15 protein-coding genes and 1 riboswitch are annotated in these 16,257 nt (G+C 63.3%); of the genes, 9 read left to right on the forward strand and 6 right to left on the reverse strand.

Annotated features, from left to right (window positions below):
• Positions 1–21 precede the first annotated feature (21 nt).
• The 6 genes from MQW79_RS15845 to MQW79_RS15870 all read left to right on the forward strand — a co-directional run bounded on the left by MQW79_RS15845 (position 22) and on the right by MQW79_RS15870 (position 7,653).
• Positions 22–1,005: a LacI family DNA-binding transcriptional regulator gene (locus MQW79_RS15845; RefSeq protein ID WP_476585429.1), complete on the forward strand. Its 984-nt coding sequence runs from the start codon at positions 22–24 to the stop codon at positions 1,003–1,005.
• A 112-nt stretch (positions 1,006–1,117) separates the two neighbouring features.
• Positions 1,118–2,392 carry an ABC transporter substrate-binding protein gene (locus MQW79_RS15850; protein WP_476585430.1) on the forward strand — a complete coding sequence of 425 codons (1,275 nt, stop codon included), beginning with the start codon at positions 1,118–1,120 and terminating at the stop codon, positions 2,390–2,392.
• Between the two features lie 222 nt (positions 2,393–2,614).
• Positions 2,615–3,559 carry a carbohydrate ABC transporter permease gene (locus tag MQW79_RS15855; RefSeq protein ID WP_476585431.1) on the forward strand — a complete coding sequence of 315 codons (945 nt, stop codon included), beginning with the start codon at positions 2,615–2,617 and terminating at the stop codon, positions 3,557–3,559.
• The gene (locus MQW79_RS15860; protein ID WP_476585432.1) at positions 3,556–4,374 is read left to right on the forward strand and encodes a carbohydrate ABC transporter permease; all 819 of its coding nucleotides are present in this window, start codon (positions 3,556–3,558) and stop codon (positions 4,372–4,374) included. The genes MQW79_RS15855 and MQW79_RS15860 overlap by 4 nt, the downstream gene beginning before the upstream one ends.
• Before the next feature lie 8 nt (positions 4,375–4,382).
• Positions 4,383–6,584: a glycoside hydrolase family 2 protein gene (locus MQW79_RS15865; RefSeq protein WP_476585433.1), complete on the forward strand. Its 2,202-nt coding sequence runs from the start codon at positions 4,383–4,385 to the stop codon at positions 6,582–6,584.
• Positions 6,585–6,594: 10 nt separating this feature from the next.
• Complete coding sequence (locus MQW79_RS15870; RefSeq protein WP_476585434.1) at positions 6,595–7,653, forward strand: ABC transporter ATP-binding protein; 1,059 nt, start codon at positions 6,595–6,597, stop codon at positions 7,651–7,653.
• A gap of 243 nt (positions 7,654–7,896) precedes the next feature.
• Here the strand turns inward: MQW79_RS15870 and MQW79_RS15875 are convergent, their stop codons facing one another.
• Positions 7,897–9,003, reverse strand: coding sequence for a 2'-deoxycytidine 5'-triphosphate deaminase (locus MQW79_RS15875; protein WP_476585435.1), 1,107 nt, complete (start codon positions 9,001–9,003; stop codon positions 7,897–7,899).
• 170 nt (positions 9,004–9,173) lie between these two features.
• Positions 9,174–9,249: riboswitch (SAM riboswitch) on the forward strand.
• Between the two features lie 39 nt (positions 9,250–9,288).
• Here MQW79_RS15875 and metZ point away from each other — a divergent pair.
• Positions 9,289–10,497, forward strand: coding sequence for an O-succinylhomoserine sulfhydrylase (metZ, locus tag MQW79_RS15880; RefSeq protein ID WP_476585436.1), 1,209 nt, complete (start codon positions 9,289–9,291; stop codon positions 10,495–10,497).
• 116 nt (positions 10,498–10,613) lie between these two features.
• A complete protein-coding gene (locus MQW79_RS15885; RefSeq protein ID WP_476585437.1) occupies positions 10,614–11,429 on the forward strand; it encodes a transporter substrate-binding domain-containing protein in 816 nt (271 codons plus the stop codon).
• A gap of 9 nt (positions 11,430–11,438) precedes the next feature.
• On the opposite strand, the gene MQW79_RS15890 is transcribed toward MQW79_RS15885, so the two are convergent.
• The gene (locus tag MQW79_RS15890) at positions 11,439–12,092 is read right to left on the reverse strand and encodes a DUF2161 domain-containing phosphodiesterase (RefSeq protein ID WP_476585438.1); all 654 of its coding nucleotides are present in this window, start codon (positions 12,090–12,092) and stop codon (positions 11,439–11,441) included.
• Positions 12,093–12,105: 13 nt separating this feature from the next.
• Positions 12,106–12,516, reverse strand: a complete 411-nt coding sequence (locus MQW79_RS15895) for a tellurite resistance TerB family protein (RefSeq protein ID WP_476585439.1) — start codon at positions 12,514–12,516, stop codon at positions 12,106–12,108.
• A 142-nt stretch (positions 12,517–12,658) separates the two neighbouring features.
• Here MQW79_RS15895 and MQW79_RS15900 point away from each other — a divergent pair, with 142 nt between their 5' ends.
• Complete coding sequence (locus MQW79_RS15900) at positions 12,659–14,302, forward strand: lysine--tRNA ligase (RefSeq protein WP_476585440.1); 1,644 nt, start codon at positions 12,659–12,661, stop codon at positions 14,300–14,302.
• Between the two features lie 14 nt (positions 14,303–14,316).
• On the opposite strand, the gene MQW79_RS15905 is transcribed toward MQW79_RS15900, so the two are convergent.
• Genes MQW79_RS15905 through MQW79_RS15915 form a run of 3 tightly spaced genes read right to left on the reverse strand, consistent with a single transcriptional unit; the run spans position 14,317 to position 16,037 of the window.
• Positions 14,317–15,213: an alpha/beta hydrolase gene (locus MQW79_RS15905; RefSeq protein WP_476585441.1), complete on the reverse strand. Its 897-nt coding sequence runs from the start codon at positions 15,211–15,213 to the stop codon at positions 14,317–14,319.
• Positions 15,214–15,237: 24 nt separating this feature from the next.
• The gene (locus MQW79_RS15910; protein WP_476585442.1) at positions 15,238–15,459 is read right to left on the reverse strand and encodes a helix-turn-helix domain-containing protein; all 222 of its coding nucleotides are present in this window, start codon (positions 15,457–15,459) and stop codon (positions 15,238–15,240) included.
• A 2-nt stretch (positions 15,460–15,461) separates the two neighbouring features.
• Complete coding sequence (locus MQW79_RS15915; RefSeq protein WP_476585443.1) at positions 15,462–16,037, reverse strand: hypothetical protein; 576 nt, start codon at positions 16,035–16,037, stop codon at positions 15,462–15,464.
• Between the last annotated feature and the right edge of the window lie 220 nt (positions 16,038–16,257).

Genomic DNA, 16,257 nt, shown 5'->3' on the forward strand with positions numbered 1-16,257 from the left:
CGCGGAAGTAGCGTGCCGGCCATGGTAACGATAAAAGAAATCGCGGCGGCGGTGGGCGTTTCGAGCGCCACGGTGTCGCGCGTCCTCAATTACGATTCCACGCTCTCGATCTCCAATCGCAAGCGGCAGGCAATCATCGAGACGGCCGAAGCGCTCAATTACGCGACCCCGCGTGCCCGCAATCGCGCCAATCAGCAGGGCCTCTCCAAGGTGGCGCTGGTGCATTTCCTGGCGCCTGAACGCGAGCTGGTTGATCCCTATTACGTGGCCCTGCGCCTCGGCATCGAGCGGCGCTGCGCCGCCCTCAAGATTGAAACGGTAAAAGTTTACCACACCGATGCGAAGCCCGACGCCAAGCTGCTGCAGGAGGCCTCCGGCACCATCGTCATTGGCCGCCACGACGAGGACGAAACCGATTGGCTGGTGAAGAATTCCCGCCAGATCGTCTTTGCCGACCACGTGCCGCATGACGACCAGATCGACTCCGTGTCGGCTGACCTCAGATCAGCCATGGAGAAGCTGCTGGCGGCGCTCGCGCAGCGCGGCTACCGGCGGATCGGCTATATCGGCTGGGGTGACCGGCGCGCCCAGGCCTTTGTGCAATGGATGACGGCGGCCGGCTGGTTCGATGACCGCCTGTTCCGCAGCGGCGACAATACCGAAGAGGGCGGTTACCGCCTCACCCGCGATATTCTCGCCGAGCGGCGGCCCTTCGACGCCATCGTCACTTTCAACGATTCCATGGCCATCGGCGTCTATCGTGCCCTGCACGAGGCAGGCCTCGCCATTCCCGGCGACATCGGGGTGGCGAGCTTTAACGACATCTCGGTGGCGCAGTTTCTCAACCCGCCGCTGACCACGGTCCACCTGCCGGCTGAGGAAATCGGCGAAACCGCGGTGGAACTGCTGCTCGAACGGGTTGGTGGGCGCGAATTGGCCAAGCAGATCAACCTGGCCTCCCGCATTGTCTGGCGGGCGAGTACGCGGTCCCTCGACGGACAATAGGCGCGCAAAATTATCCGCAGTAAAAATTTACTGAAATTCTTGCGCGGGAGCCAAAAGTCATATTAGTGTGCTCTCAGGGTGAAGAGGAAACACCCAATTGGGAGGATTATCAATGACCAGCTTTTCCGCGGGCCTGAAGCGCTCGCTTGCTATCGCGCTTGCCGGCGTATCCCTGTTCACCGTCACCGCCGCATCGGCCGGTGAAATCACCGTCTGGGCCTGGGACCCCAACTTCAACGGCGCCACCATGAACAAGGCCGCCGAAATCTATACCGCCGCGCATCCCGATGTGACTGTCACCGTCGTCGACTTCGCCAAGGCCGACCTCGAAACCAAGCTGCAGGCCCAGTTGGCCTCCGGCACCACTGACGGCCTGCCCGACATCGTGCTGATCGAGGACTATGGTGCACAGAAGTATCTGCAGTCCTTCCCCGGCGCCTTCGAGCCGGTGTCCGGCACTGCCGATCTCTCCGGCTTCGCGCCCTACAAGGTTGAGCTCGCCACCCTCAATGGCGCAGCCTATTCGCTGCCCTTCGACTCCGGCGTGACGGGCCTCTTCTACCGCTCCGACATTCTCGAGGATGCCGGCTATACCGCCGCCGACCTCGAAGGCATCACCTGGGCCCGCCTCATCGAAATCGGCACCGACATCAAGGAAAAGACCGGCCAGATCCTCTTGCCGATCGATCCCAATGACGCCGGCATCTTCCGCATCATGATGCAGTCGGCAGGTTCCTGGTACTTCAACGAAGATGGCAGCGTGAACATTGCCAATAACGACGTGTTCAAGGCTGCCCTCAAGACCTACCAGGATCTGATTGCCTCGGGCATCACCAAGCCGGTTGCCGGCTGGACCGAGTATACCGGTTCCTTCACCTCGGGCGACACCCTTGCCACCGTGACCGGCGTGTGGATGGTCGGCACGATCAAGGCCAATGCCGACCAGTCCGGCCAGTGGGGCATTGCCCCAATCCCGGCGCTCGACGGCGTTGAAGGCGCCACCAATGCCTCCAACCTCGGCGGTTCGAGCTGGTATGTCATGTCCTCGGCCCCCAACAAGGCCGAAGCCCTCGACTTCCTCAGCACCGTCTGGGGTCAGGATGTCGATTTCTACCAGGAAATCCTCGTCAACCAGGGTGCGCTCGGCTCGCTCCTGGCCGCCCGTGAAGGTGAGGCCTATTCGGCCAGCGACGACTTCTTCGGCGGCGCCCCGGTGTGGCAGAACTTCTCCGACTGGCTCGGCCAGATCCCGGCGGTCAACTATGGCATCTTCACCAACGAAGCCGACGCGGCTGTCGTGGCGCAGATTCCGGCCCTGACCAGCGGCGGCAATATCGACGAGATCGCCGCGGCCATCGAGGCCCAGGTCAACCAGCAGGTCCAGTAATCAGGAAAACCGGGGGCGGCACGCCGCCCCCGGCCTCCCCGAGGCCCTCGCGTTCGGCGCGGGGGTCGTCGGTGATTTTATCGTTCCGCCAATCTCTTCATGGTCGTCACTGCCCGGCTTGACCGGGTAGTCCAGACTGCGGGGGAGGTGGATTGCCCGGTCGAGCCGGGCAATGACGATAAACTTGGGTTTCGCTGAACAGGGGTTCCCGCGTTCGCGGGAATGACACCAGGAAAGAGCCGACGCCCCTCGGGCACGGCGAGTAAGCAGGGGGAAAGCGTGGCGCAATCGGGATATGACCGCTCGCAGCAGGTCAATGGCTGGCTCTTCGTGCTGCCCGCCCTCACCCTTCTCGGCATATTCATGATCTACCCGATCATCTGGTCGCTCTGGATGAGTTTCCAGGTCGGTCGCGGCATGAATTTCAGCTTCGGCGGCTTCACCAATATCATGCGCCTGACCCAGGACCCGATCTTCCTCCGGGCCCTTTCCAATACGCTGATCTTCCTGGCCATCCAGGTGCCGATCATGCTGATCCTGGCGCTGCTGTTTGCCAATGCGCTCAATGACAGCAGGCTCTGGGGGCGGAGCTGGTTCCGCACTGCCATCTTCCTGCCCTGCGTCACCTCGCTGGTGGCCTATTCGGTGGTCTTCCGCTCCATGTTTGCCCAGGACGGCATCATGAACGAGATGCTCATGGCCCTGCAGATCATCGACAATCCCATTCCCTGGCTCGCCGATCCGTTCTGGGCCAAGGTCGTGATCATCAGCGCCATCACCTGGCGCTGGACCGGCTACAACATGATCTTCTACCTCGCCGCCATGCAGAATATCGACCGCTCGATCTACGAGGCGGCCAGGATCGACGGCGTCCCGGCCTGGGCGCGCTTCTGGTACATCACCGTGCCAATGCTCAAGCCCGTGATCCTCTTCACCACCGTCATTTCCACCATCGGCACGCTGCAGCTCTTCGACGAGCCCAACCTGATCACCAATCAGGGCGGGCCGTCAGACGCGACGCTGACGCTGTCGCTCTATATCTACAATCTCAGCTTCCGCTTCATGCCCAGCTTCGGCTACGCCGCGACCGTCTCCTATGTGATCGTCGTGCTGGTGGGCATCCTCACCCTCATCCAGTTCCTGGTGGCAAGGGATCGCCGCGCATGAGCAACCCAATCGCCCTTGTCGGCCGCGCCGCCACCTATCTGCTGCTGCTGCTGGCCGCCTTCATCTCGGTTTTCCCGTTCTTCTGGATGGCGGTCGGCGCCACCAATACCTCTGCCGACATCCTCAAGGGCAAGGCCACGCCCGGCGGTGCGCTCTGGGGCAATATGGTGAACTTCTTCACCTCGGTGGACATGCCGCGCATCCTGTTCAACTCGTTCTTCATCGCCGGCTTCGGCACGGCGCTGACGCTGCTGATCTCCTCACTGGCGGGCTATGGCTTCGAGATGTTCCGCAGCCGCTTCCGCGAAAAGATCTTCGGCAGCCTCTTGCTGATGCTGTCCATTCCCTTCGCGGCCCTGATGGTCCCGCTCTTCATCATGATGGCGAACCTCAAGCTGATTAACACCTACCAGGCGATCATCCTGCCCACGGTGGCGTCGATCTTCATCGTCTTCTACTTCCGCCAGGCGACGAAAGCCTTCCCGCATGAACTGCGCGATGCCGCGCGCATCGACGGGCTCAAGGAATGGCAGATCTTCTTCTGGGTCTACATGCCGGTGATGCGCTCGACCTATGCGGCGGCCACCATCATCGTCTTCATGGCCAACTGGAACAATTACCTCTGGCCGCTGATCGTGCTGCAGACCAATGAGATGAAGACCCTGACCCTGGTCGTTGCCGGTCTCACCTCGGCCTATACGCCCGACTGGGGCGTGGTCATGGTCGGCGCCATCTTTGCCACCCTGCCCACCCTCATCATCTTCTTCCTGCTCCAGCGCCGCTTCGTCGAAGGCATGCTGGGCGCCGTCAAATAGAGTCTTCCATGCGTTCCCTGATCGATTTCAATTCCGGCTGGCTGTTCGAGGGCAAGGACCAGGTCCGCCTGCCGCATACGGCGGTGGAACTGCCCTTCACCTATTTCGACGAGAAGGCCTACCAGCGCGTCTTCACCTATGAGAAGCGCTTCACCGCCGACTCCGTCTGGCAGGGCAGGGAAGTGTCGGTGGTCTTCGACGGCGCCATGGCCAATGCAAAGGTCAGCCTCAATGGGGCGGAGATCGCCGCGCACAAGGATGGCTATACGCCCTTCGAGGCCCGTCTGACCGGCCGGCTGAATGACGGCGAAAACCTGCTCTCGGTCATCATCGACGGCAGTGAAAATCCGGAAATCCCGCCCTTCGGCGGCCAGATCGATTACCTCACCTATGCCGGCATCTATCGCGAAGCCTGGCTCAAGGTGACGGCGCCCATCTTTGTCGGCAATGCCAAGGTGGAAACGCCCGACGCGCTGGCCGAAAAGAAGGCGGTGCGCGCCCGCATCGATCTCGCCAATCCGCAGGACCTGGCTTTGTCCGGCACGCTCAAGGCAACGCTGCTCGACGGCGAGGGCAAGATCATTGCCAGTACCGAGGCGGCGATTTCAGGCGCCGGTGTCGAGATCGGTTTCGACGGGCTCACCGGCATCACGCTTTGGGATCTCAAGACCCCGTCGCTCTATACGCTTGCCGTGACCGTGGACACCGCCGCCGGCCAGGACGAGGCAACATTTCGCTTCGGCTTCCGCACGGCTGAATTCACCACCGAGGGCTTCAAGCTCAACGGCAGAGCGCTAAAACTGCGCGGCCTCAACCGGCACCAGTCCTTCCCCTATGTCGGCTACGCCCTCGGCAAGTCGGCGCAGGAACGGGACGCGGAAATCCTGAAGCACGAGCTCAAGCTCAACATGGTGCGCACCTCGCACTATCCGCAGAGCCATTATTTCCTCGACCGCTGCGATGAACTGGGGCTCCTGGTGTTCGAGGAAATCCCCGGTTGGCAGCATATCGGCGGCGAAAGCTGGAAGGACGAGAGCGTCGAAAACGTCCGGCGCATGATCACCCGCGACTGGAACCACCCCTCCATCGTCATATGGGGCGTGCGCATCAACGAGAGCCAGGACGACCGCGATTTCTATGTGCGCACTAACACACTGGCGCGGGAGCTCGATCCGACCCGCTCCACCGGTGGCGTGCGCTACATCACCGACAGCGAGCTGCTCGAAGACGTCTACACCATGAACGACTTCATCCTCGGTAATGAGGAGTGGGGCGGCAACCGCCCGCGCACCCCGCTGCGGCCGCAGCAGGAAGTGACGGGCCTCGACCGTGTCGTGCCCTACATGATCACCGAATATGGCGGGCACATGTACCCGACCAAGTCCTGGGACCAGGAACAGCGCCAGGCCGAGCATGTGCTGCGGCATCTGGAAGTGATGAACGCCGCCTATGGCGATCCGCAGATTGCCGGCTGCATCGGCTGGTGCGCCTTCGACTACAACACCCACAAGGATTTCGGCTCGGGCGACCGCATCTGCCACCATGGCGTCATGGACATGTTCCGCGAACCGAAGTTTGCCGCCTGGGCCTATAGCAGCCAGTGCGAACCGGAGGACGAGGTCATCCTCAAGCCGGTGACCTTCTGGGCCCGCGGCGAGCGCAATATCGGTGGCGTGCTGCCGCTCATCATCCTCACCAATTGCGACGAGGTCGAGCTGACCTATGGCAAGAACGCGCCCAAGCGCTTCCGACCCGACCGCGATAAATTCCCGCACCTGCCGCATGCGCCCGTGGTCATCACCCGCGCGCATCTCACCGACGAGGAACTGGGCCTTTGGGGCATGAGCTGGGAGGACGCCACCGTCACCGGCTTCATCAATGGAAAACCGGTCAAGACCGTCAATTTCATCGCCGATCCGATCGCCCACGAGCTTGAAGTCGTGGCCGACAAGACCGAACTCGGCGCGGAGGGCGACACTGTCCGCGTCATGGTGCGGGCGCTCGACCAGTCGGGCAAGAAGCTGCCCTTCTTCCCCGAGCCGGTGAGTATCGAAGTCTCCGGCGCCGCCGAACGGCTGGGCCCGGGCCTCGTGCCGCTGCGCGCCGGTTCGACCGGCTTCTGGCTGAGGACCACCGGCAAGGGTCCGATCACTGTCACCGTCACCAGCGACCGGCTCGGACGGGCCGTCGCAACGCTTTCCGCAAGCTGAGGAACCGCCCATGTCCGGATTGAAGCTGGCCAACGTCAAGAAGTCCTTCGGCGCCGTCGAGGTCATCAAGGGCGTCGATCTCGAAATTGCGGACAAGGAATTCGTGGTCTTTGTCGGCCCCTCGGGCTGCGGCAAGTCCACCCTGCTGCGCATGATCGCCGGACTTGAGCAGATCACCTCGGGCGATCTCACCATCGGCGACAGGCGCATGAACGAGGTCGATCCGTCCCAGCGCGGCATTGCCATGGTGTTCCAGACCTATGCACTCTACCCGCATATGACGGTGCGCGAGAATATGGGCTTCGCGCTGAAATTCGCCGGTGCACCCAGGGCCGAGATTGACAGGCGCGTGGCCGAGGCGGCCCGCATTCTTGAACTCGGACCCTTGCTGGAGCGCCGTCCCGGCCAGCTCTCGGGCGGGCAGCGCCAGCGCGTCGCCATCGGCCGCGCCATCGTCCGCCACCCGGACGTGTTCCTGTTCGACGAACCGCTCAGCAACCTCGACGCCGAGCTGCGCGTGCATATGCGCATCGAGATTGCGCGCCTGCATCAGGAGCTCAACACCACCATCATCTACGTCACCCACGACCAGGTCGAGGCCATGACCCTGGCCGACAAGATCGTGGTGCTGCGCGACGGGCGCATCGAACAGGTCGGCTCGCCGCTCGAACTTTACGATAACCCGGACAATATCTTCGTGGCTGGCTTCATCGGCTCGCCTAAGATGAACTTCCTCGCAGGCACGGCTGAGACCGGCGGCATCCGCCTCATCGATTTCCCGGGTCAGGTCATTCCCTCGCCCGTGGCGCTGGAGACCGGCGCTTCCGTCACCGTGGGCATCCGTCCTGAGCATTTTTCCACCGAGGGCAGCGCCGCGCTCGACGTCACTGTCGAGATCATCGAGCATCTGGGCGGGGAAACCTATGCCTATGCCCGCGACACCGGCAGCGAACTGCTCACCATCGCCACCGACAATAACCGCACGCTCAAGACCGGCGACCGTTATTCGGCGAAATTCGAACCCGCGGACCTGCTGGTGTTCGGCAAGGACGGCAGGCGGATAAGGTAGAGCGCGGAGGCCTATATGTTCATCGTCACCACCGGGCTTGTCCCGGTGGTCCATGCTTTTGCGAGGTGGATTGCCCGGACGAGCCGGGCAATGACGACGGGGAGGTAATCCGGCTTCCCTGCAACCACCGAGCCGCCCTCGGACTTGATCCGAGGGCCACTTTCAACCATGGCGGATGTGGCAACAGGTCCTCGGGTCAGGCCCGAGGACGGTACGAGTTTTTTGGTGGCATGGGGCCGGGCCCTATCGCTCGAACGGCCTAAAGTGTTTCGAGAGCTTGAGCGTCTGGGCCTGGTAGTTGGAGCCGAAGGCGCTGCCATAGAGGCGGTCGGGTTTTTCGGCCAGTTCCTCATAGATAAGCCGTCCGATGATCTGGCCATGGCCGAGCAGGAACGGCACTTCGCGACTGCGGACTTCGAGCACGGCGCGGCTGCCGGTGCCGCCGGCGGCCGAGTGGCCGAAGCCCGGATCGAAAAATCCCGCATAATGCACGCGGAATTCGCCGACCAGCGGATCGAACGGCACCATTTCTGCGGCGTGCGTGGGGGGCACGTGGACGGCCTCGAGGCTCACCAGGATATAGAATTCATCGGGATCAAGGATCAGCTCGCTCTGGCCATGGGCATAGAGCGGCTCCCAGAAGTCGAGCACATCGAGCGCACCCTTCTTGTCGACATCGACCACAGCCGTATGGCGCTTGGATCGGAAGCCGATGAGCCCGTCCCGCCCCTCGCCCATGAGGTCGATGGAGAGCGCGACGCCGTTGTCGACCGGCTGATCGCCACCAATGACCAGCGTATCGGAGGCGTGCAGCGCCCGATGTGCCTCAACCGACAGGCGGGCGTCGCCGGAACGGAAGCGCATCTGGGTGAGGCGCGAGCCGGTGCGCACCAGCACGGGAAAGGTGCGTGGGCTGATCTCGAGGAAAAGCGGGCCCTTGTAGCCTGGCGGCAACTGGTCAAAGCCGCGCGCCCGGTCGCCGATGACGCGGGTGAAGACGTCTAGGCGCCCGGTTGAGCTCTTGGGGTTTGCCGAAGCACTGACGTCGGCAGGCAGGTCGAGGCTTTCCTCGAGCGGCACGAGATAGACGCAACCCCGCTCCAGCACCGCGCCCTTGGTCAGGTCGATTTCGTGCAGTTTCAGCGCTTCGATACGCTCGGCAACCGAATGGTTGGGGCCGGGCAGAAAGCTTGAGCGGACGCGATAGGCGGTCTTGCCCAGCCGAAGGTCGAGGCTGGCCGGCTGCACTTGATCGGCGTCGAACGGACGCTCCGCGGCAATGGAGCCTTCGGCGTGCAGCTTTTCGATCAACCGCGCCGGAAAGACGCCCTTTGGCCAGGTCTGGGTCATATAGTGCGCTCCTCGAGGCCGCGAGGACGGGCTCCACCCGTCTCGCATCCTCCATGCTTGTGCCAAGTCTGGATTGCCCGGACAAGCCGGGCAATGACGATGGGGGGCCGCGTCGGGGCTTCTTCCCCAGCAACCTCGACAATTGACGCCGCTGCGCTGATGGCCTTAGGGTAATTCGTAGTGGTGATTTGGCCGGTCGCTTGCAGCCACTCTAAAGAAGTCGCTAAAGACCGTAGTAACCGGCCGCCCATTGCGTGCCGGTTTTTTCGTATGAAGGTTTCGAACATGTCCAGGAACAACAATCCCCTCGCCGATCCCAAGAAGCTGTCGGCGGCGACGCAGATGGTTCACGGGGGCAACAGGCGTTCGGAGTTCAACGAGACCAGCGAAGCGCTGTTCCTCAATTCCGGCTTTTCCTATCCCAGTTCGGAGCATGCCGAGCTGCTGTTTCAGGGCAAGATTCCGGGCGGGCACAACTACTCGCGCTTCGCCAATCCGAATTACGACATGTTCCAGGATCGCATGGCGCTGATCGAAGGCGCCGAGGCGGCGCGGTGCTTCGCCACCGGCATGTCCGCCGTTACCAATGCGGTGATGAGCCAGGTGCGTGCCGGCGATCATATCGTTGCCTCGCAGGCGCTGTTCGGCGGCTGTCGCTATGTGGTCGAAGATTTCGCGCCACGCTTCGGCGTCGCCTCGACGCTTGTCGACGGGCGCGACCCGGCCAATTTCGCTGCCGCCATGCAGAACAATACCAAGGTCGTGTTCATCGAGACCCCGACCAACCCGACGCTCGAACTGGTCGACATCGCCGCCGTCGCCGAAATCGCCCATGCCCATGGCGCAAAACTGATCGTCGACAACGTCTTTGCCACGGCGCTCTATCAGAAGCCGCTCGCGATGGGGGCCGATCTGGTCACCTATTCGGCCACCAAGCATATTGATGGCCAGGGCCGCGTGCTGGGCGGCATCGTGCTGGGTTCCAAGGCGCTCATCGAAGGCGATGTCCATACGTTCCTGCGCCATACCGGGGCGACGCTCTCGCCCTTCAATGCCTGGGTTCTCACAAAGGGCCTCGAAACCTTTGCGCTGCGCGTCGAGCAGATGACCAATTCGGCCGAGAAGATTGCCAAGGCGCTGTCAGGCCATCCCAAGGTCGAGCGCGTGATCTACCCGCATGACCCCAGTCATCCACAATATGACCTCGCCAAGCGGCAGATGAAGCGCGGTTCGACGCTGCTCGCCATCGACGTCAAGGGCGGGCAGGAGGGGGCTTTCGCCCTGTCCGACAATCTGGCGGTGATCCTCATCTCCAACAATCTGGGCGATGCCAAATCGCTCATCACCCACCCGCGGACCACGACCCATGCGCGCCTGACCGAGGAGGTCCGCCTCGAAACCGGCGTGACCCCGGGCCTGCTGCGTCTGTCGGTCGGCCTTGAAGACCCCGACGACCTGATTGCCGACCTGATGTATGGGCTGGATCAAGTTTAGCCATGGTGTTGGCCGCTTCACCCCACCCTCATTCCCTCCCCCTCAAGGGGAGGGAGGCGCAGGACCGAGGCGCCGGAGTTCATCGTCTCCCTCCCCTTGAGGGGGAGGGATCAAGGGTGGGGTGGCGCCGCACGCTGGGCGCGCTGGCTTTGGCCCTGCTCGCCACCCCCGCCTTCGCCCAGACCATGCCCTATCATGCCGATCCCGATGCACGTGAAATGCTGCCGAGCCTCACGCCCATTCCGGCGATCCGCTTTCTGACCACCGCCGATTTCCCGCCCTTCAACTTCCGGGACCAAGGCGGGGAACTGGTCGGCTTCAATATCGATCTGGCCAAGCGCATCTGCGCCGAGGTCAATGTCGCCTGCACCATCCAGGCCTGGCCATGGGACCAGGCAGCAACGGCGCTTTCGGAAAGCCAGGGGGACGCCCTGATCGCGGGCCTCGCCATGACCGACGAGAATGGGGCGCAGTTCGATTTTTCCTCCGCCTATCTCGCCCTGCCGGGCCGCTTCGTGACCCAGGCCGATGCTGTTGAAGGCTTCTCTCCCGAGGGGCTGATCGAGCAGCGCGTCGGCGTACGAGCAGGCAGCGCCCATGAGGATTTTCTCGAACGCTACCTGCCCGATGTCGAGCGCGTCGGCTTCGACAGCGAGATTGCCGGGCTCGACGCGGTCAGGTCGGGGTCCATTGATGCCTGGTTTGGCGACGCCATGCGGGCCTCCTTCTGGCTCAATGAGAACCTCGGCTGCTGCGGCTTTGCCGGCGGCGCCTATTTCCGGCCGAGCCTGTTCGGCGAAGGCATGACCATCGCCGTGCCGGCCGGACACGATCCGGTGCGCCATGCCATCGACTGGGCGCTGGTGCGCCTGAAGGAAAGCGGCGCGCTCGACGAACTCTATCTGCGCTGGTTCCCGGTAGGATTTTACTGAGGGGCCGGTTCAGGCCATCAACTGGCGATGCTGCTCGGCGGCAGACCGACCGGCCTCGGTCAACTGATAGACGCCGGGGCGGACCCGTTCGAACCAGCCATAGACATTGCCCAGCAGGATCTTGCCCGCATCGGGTGCGGCCGGTCGTATGTCGCGCGGTCGCAGCGGGCCATCGAGCATGGCCAAGGCACAGGTCAGCGCCTGCTGGCGATAGGCGGTCATGATGGGAACGCGGGTACTGCCGCCAAGAGCCGGATCGCCCTGCCGGCGCTGGTGTTCGCGCACCAGGCGCGAGCGCCGTTTGGAATTGGTGCGCGGCATGGGTGCGACGGAGCTGACGATGATGCTGACCACGCCCTCATCGGTTACTCCCAGCATGCCGATGCCCAGTCTGCGACAGAGCTGGCGATAGCGCTTGTCGGCTTCGCGTCCCTTGCCCTTGGACAGGCGCGCCGCGATCCAGACCTCGTCGGCGATGGTGGCACGGTCCACTGCCTGCAGGATCAGCTCGAGATTGAAGCTGAGCTTAAGTTCGCACACGACGATGACATCAGGATCGGTGGCGCTGACGCCGACCAGGTCGCAACCGCCGACCTCGCCCTTGACCACATAGCCGGCCGCTTCAAGGAAGGCTTTGACGGGCAGGTAGAGCGCGGTTTCCATGCCGGCTGATAACTCAGCTCGGCATGCGGCGATGGCGGGCGCGCGCGGCGACTTCGATGGCCGCCGTCGTCAGCCGGTCAAGGCTCAGGTGATCGCGCAGCATTTCGAGGAAGCGCAGTTCTTCCTGTTCCAGGTGAAGGTCCACGGCCGTCAGTTCGACAGCCAAGGCATAGGCCGTGTCCTGCAGCTTGGGGGGCAGGGCGGCGACCGCTTCGGCGACCACCCGATCAAGGCCGTTGGGACCGTTGAGCAGGTCCGCGCATTCATTGGCGACGTCTTCCAGCCGATCCATGTCGAAGCCGTCGAACACCGGCAGGCGCTCGATCAGCGCCGTCATGCGCTTGAGCTCCTTCTCGCTCATCGCACTGTCTGATGAGGCGGCCACGATCATCAGGTGGATGAGGGCGTCATGGGCATGAGTCATCGTGGCAGTCCCCGTTGCGAACAGGACCAAGAACTAGGCGCTTGCGCCCCCCTGCGCAACCACCTGCGACATTGACGTTGACCCGGTTCCGGTGCATTGACCGGGCTTTGTGTCTTCCTGCCCACCGAAAGGCCGCCAGCCCGTGTCGCCAGCCGCTTTGCCCGAACTTGACCCCGATTTCTTCGAGCCCGCGCAGACCGCGCGCGCCTGGCCCTTCGAGGAAGCGCGCAAACTGGTCAAACGCCTGGAAAAGTCGGGCAAGGGCGAAGCCCTGTTCGAGACCGGCTATGGTCCCTCGGGCCTGCCCCATATCGGCACGTTCGGCGAAGTGGCGCGCACCACCATGGTCCGCACCGCGTTTCGCCTGCTGACCCGCGACCAGATTCCGACCCGCCTGTTGTGCTTTTCCGACGACATGGACGGCATGCGCAAGATCCCGGATACCGTCCCCTCCAAGGAGGCGATGGAGCCGCATCTGCAAAAGCCGCTGACGGCGGTGCCCGATCCGTGGACCAATGAATATGCGAGCTTTGGCGAGCATAATAACGCCATGCTGCGGCGTTTCCTCGACACCTTCGGCTTCGACTACGAGTTCGCCAGCGCCACCGACTATTACAAGTCCGGCCAGTTCGACACCGTGCTGCGCCTCGCGGCCGAACGCTACCAGGCGATCATGGATGTCATGCTGCCCACGCTTGGGGCCGAACGGCAGGCGACCTATTCGCCTTTCCTGCCGATCTCGCCGATTTCGGGGCGCGTGCTCTATGTGCCGATGAAGGAAGTCAACGCCAGGGATGGCACTGTCACCTTCGAGGACGAAGACGGCCGCGACACCACCGTGCCGGTCACCGGCGGCCATGTGAAGCTACAGTGGAAGCCGGACTTCGGCATGCGCTGGGCGGCCCTGGGTGTCGATTTCGAGATGTTCGGCAAGGACCACCAGACCAACCAGCATATCTACGACAAGATCTGTTCGATCCTCGGCGGCACCCCGCCCGAGCACTATGTCTATGAGCTGTTCCTCGACGCCGAAGGCCAGAAGATCTCCAAGTCCAAGGGCAATGGCCTGACCATCGATGAATGGCTGACCTATGCGCCGACGGAGAGCCTGGGGCTCTACATGTTCCAGAAGCCGCGCGTCGCCAAGCGCCTGCATTTCGATGTCATTCCGCGCGCCGTGGACGAATACTTCTCGTTCGTCGCCGCTTTCGAGCGCCAGGAAGCGGCTGCACGGCTCGAAAATCCAGCTTTCCATGTCCATTTCGGCAATGTGCCCAAGATCGACATGCCGGTCACTTTTGGCCTGCTGCTGAACTTGGCTACGGCGTCCAACCCGGAAACCCCGGAAGTCATGTGGGGCTATATCTCGGCCTATGCGCCGGGCGTTTCGGCCAAGACCCATCCCCAGCTCGATGCGCTGGTCGGCTACGCCATGCGCTACTTCCGCGACTTCGTGAAGAAGACCTACCGTGCCCCCGACGCGGTCGAACGAGCCGCGCTTGAAAAGCTGTCGGCCGCCTTCGGTGAATTGCCCGCCGACGCCGACAACGAAACCATCCAGACCGCTGCTCTCGATGTGGCCCGTACCATCGAGCGCTACCAGGACCACACCAAGCAGAGCCCCAGCGGCGGTCCCGGCGTATCCGGCGACTTCTTCCAGATGCTCTACCAGGTGCTGATCGGCCAGGAACGCGGCCCGCGCTTCGGCTCCTTCGCCGCGCTCTACGGCATCGAGAACACGCGCCACCTCATTCAGAAGGCCCTGGACGGCAAGCTGACCGCCTAGGTCCAGGGCTATAATCAACAGGCGGTCATGGGCCGTTCGGCCCAAAGGGCCGCCATGTTCAGCACCGCGGTCAGCCGGGATTGCCCGTCTGGTGTCAGCATTCCGTGGTCGAGGCCGGGAAACTCCCAATAGGTGAGCCCGCAAGCGCCGGCCCGGGCAAAGGCGTCGAGGGTCGGTCGCGATGCGGCCGGCGGGCTGGACGTGTCGAGACCGCCCTGGATGACCAGGAAGGGTGCGGTGCTCTCGAGCATGGTGTCGAGGGCGCGCTGGTCGAGAATATCGGCCCAGAAGCGATGCGACGACCCAGCGAACAGCGCAGCGCCTTCGTCATCGGCCCTGGCTGCCGCAAACCCCGCCGACACGGCGGCCTGGCCCTCCGGCGGCAGGGTCATGAGAATGATCTCCTCCAGCGACAGGCCGGTGGCCGATGAGAGAATGATCGTGGCGACAGGCTTCTCCGTGGCGGCGAGCCGTGCGACGGCCAGCCCCCCTTCGGAGCCGCCGAACAGCACGAGCCTCTGTCCCTCCAGTCCCCCGGTCCGCCGCAGATGGGCAAGCACCGTCCGGTAATCCTCCACCCGCTGCGTGAGCGTATAGGTGTCGTGAAACGCCGCCGGGCAGTCGGTAAAGCCGTCGACAATGCCGGCCTCCGGCGTGACGCCGGATTTTTCCACCGTCAGGGCAGCGTAGCCGGCAAAGGCATCGCGTACCGCCGCCAGCGAGGGATTGGTCGCGGCCGGCGCACAGCCAGACCCCTGGGCAATGAGGATGAGGCCCTCAGGCGGCCCGTCCGGGCGGGCAAGGTGATAGTGAATGGCACTGCCATCGCTGCGCTGCAGGGTTTCGGCCATGGCCGTGGTCGCCGGAAGGCAGGCAAGCGCCATCGCGACGGCGCCGGAAAGGAACCGCATATCATTTCTCCTTGGGTGAAAAGTCTATTCCGCCGGGGTCGGCTCATCCTCGAAGGCGAGAATGTCTCCCGGCTGGCAGTCGAGGTATCGGCAGATGGCTTCGAGCGTATCGAAGCGGATGCCCTTGACCTTGCCCTGCTTGAGCAGGCTCAGATTGGCCTCGGTGATGCCGATATATTCAGCAAGGTCCTTGGACTTCACATTACGCTGCGCCAGCACGACGCCGAGATTGACCCTGATTGCCATGGTCAGATGAACTGGCTGTTTTCTTCGGCGAGGGCTGCAGCCTTTTCCATGGCCCAGGCCAGCGCCGCGATCGTGCTGGCGAACATGGCCAGCAACAGCATGTCGCTGTCGACGCGCAGCACGAGCTGCCGGTGGCCCGGTGCCGCATTCCAGGTCAGGACCAGCCCCATCGCGGTATGACCCGCCAATTGGGCCAGGGCCGCCACCATGCTGCCCAAGGCGAAGTCACGCAGACCGGCCACGCCATCGGAGGCAAAGGGGCGTCCATCGGCAAAGCTGCCAAGGCACGTCCTGAGACGCGCGAGGCCCCAAGCCAGGGGCAGGCAGGTGATCAGGGCGACGAGCGCTGCAACGAGGCGCTGCCCCATGGTGATGTCTGGCAGGAGGTCGGCGGGTACGCCCGTCATCTGCCGCGCCTCGGCCGGATCGACCAGCAGCCAGTAGGCGACCGAAGCCAGGGGCAGCAATGTTGCCAGGGTGACGGCGCCGATGGCGAGGCCGTTGAACAACAATACCATGCGCGGCGCGACGTCCATCGCCACGACTCTGCCGTCAGCCGGCGTCAATCCAGTGTTCATGTCCAGTCTCCGATCTGTGCCGAATTGGTTGCATGAAAATTATCGTTGTACAATAATAAAAGCACATGAGTGGAACAAAAATTGTTGCTAAACGATAAGAGGCGGGGAGCCGCCTCTTCTCGATGCTCGCCGTGGCGCTGCCCCTGGCCGCCGCGACCAACCACGACCAGTAGCGGCAAAGTATCCATCGCCAGGTGATGGTGATGACCGACCGCTCGCG

The sequence above is a fragment of the Devosia sp. Micro-HW1 genome, assembly GCF_056341075.1.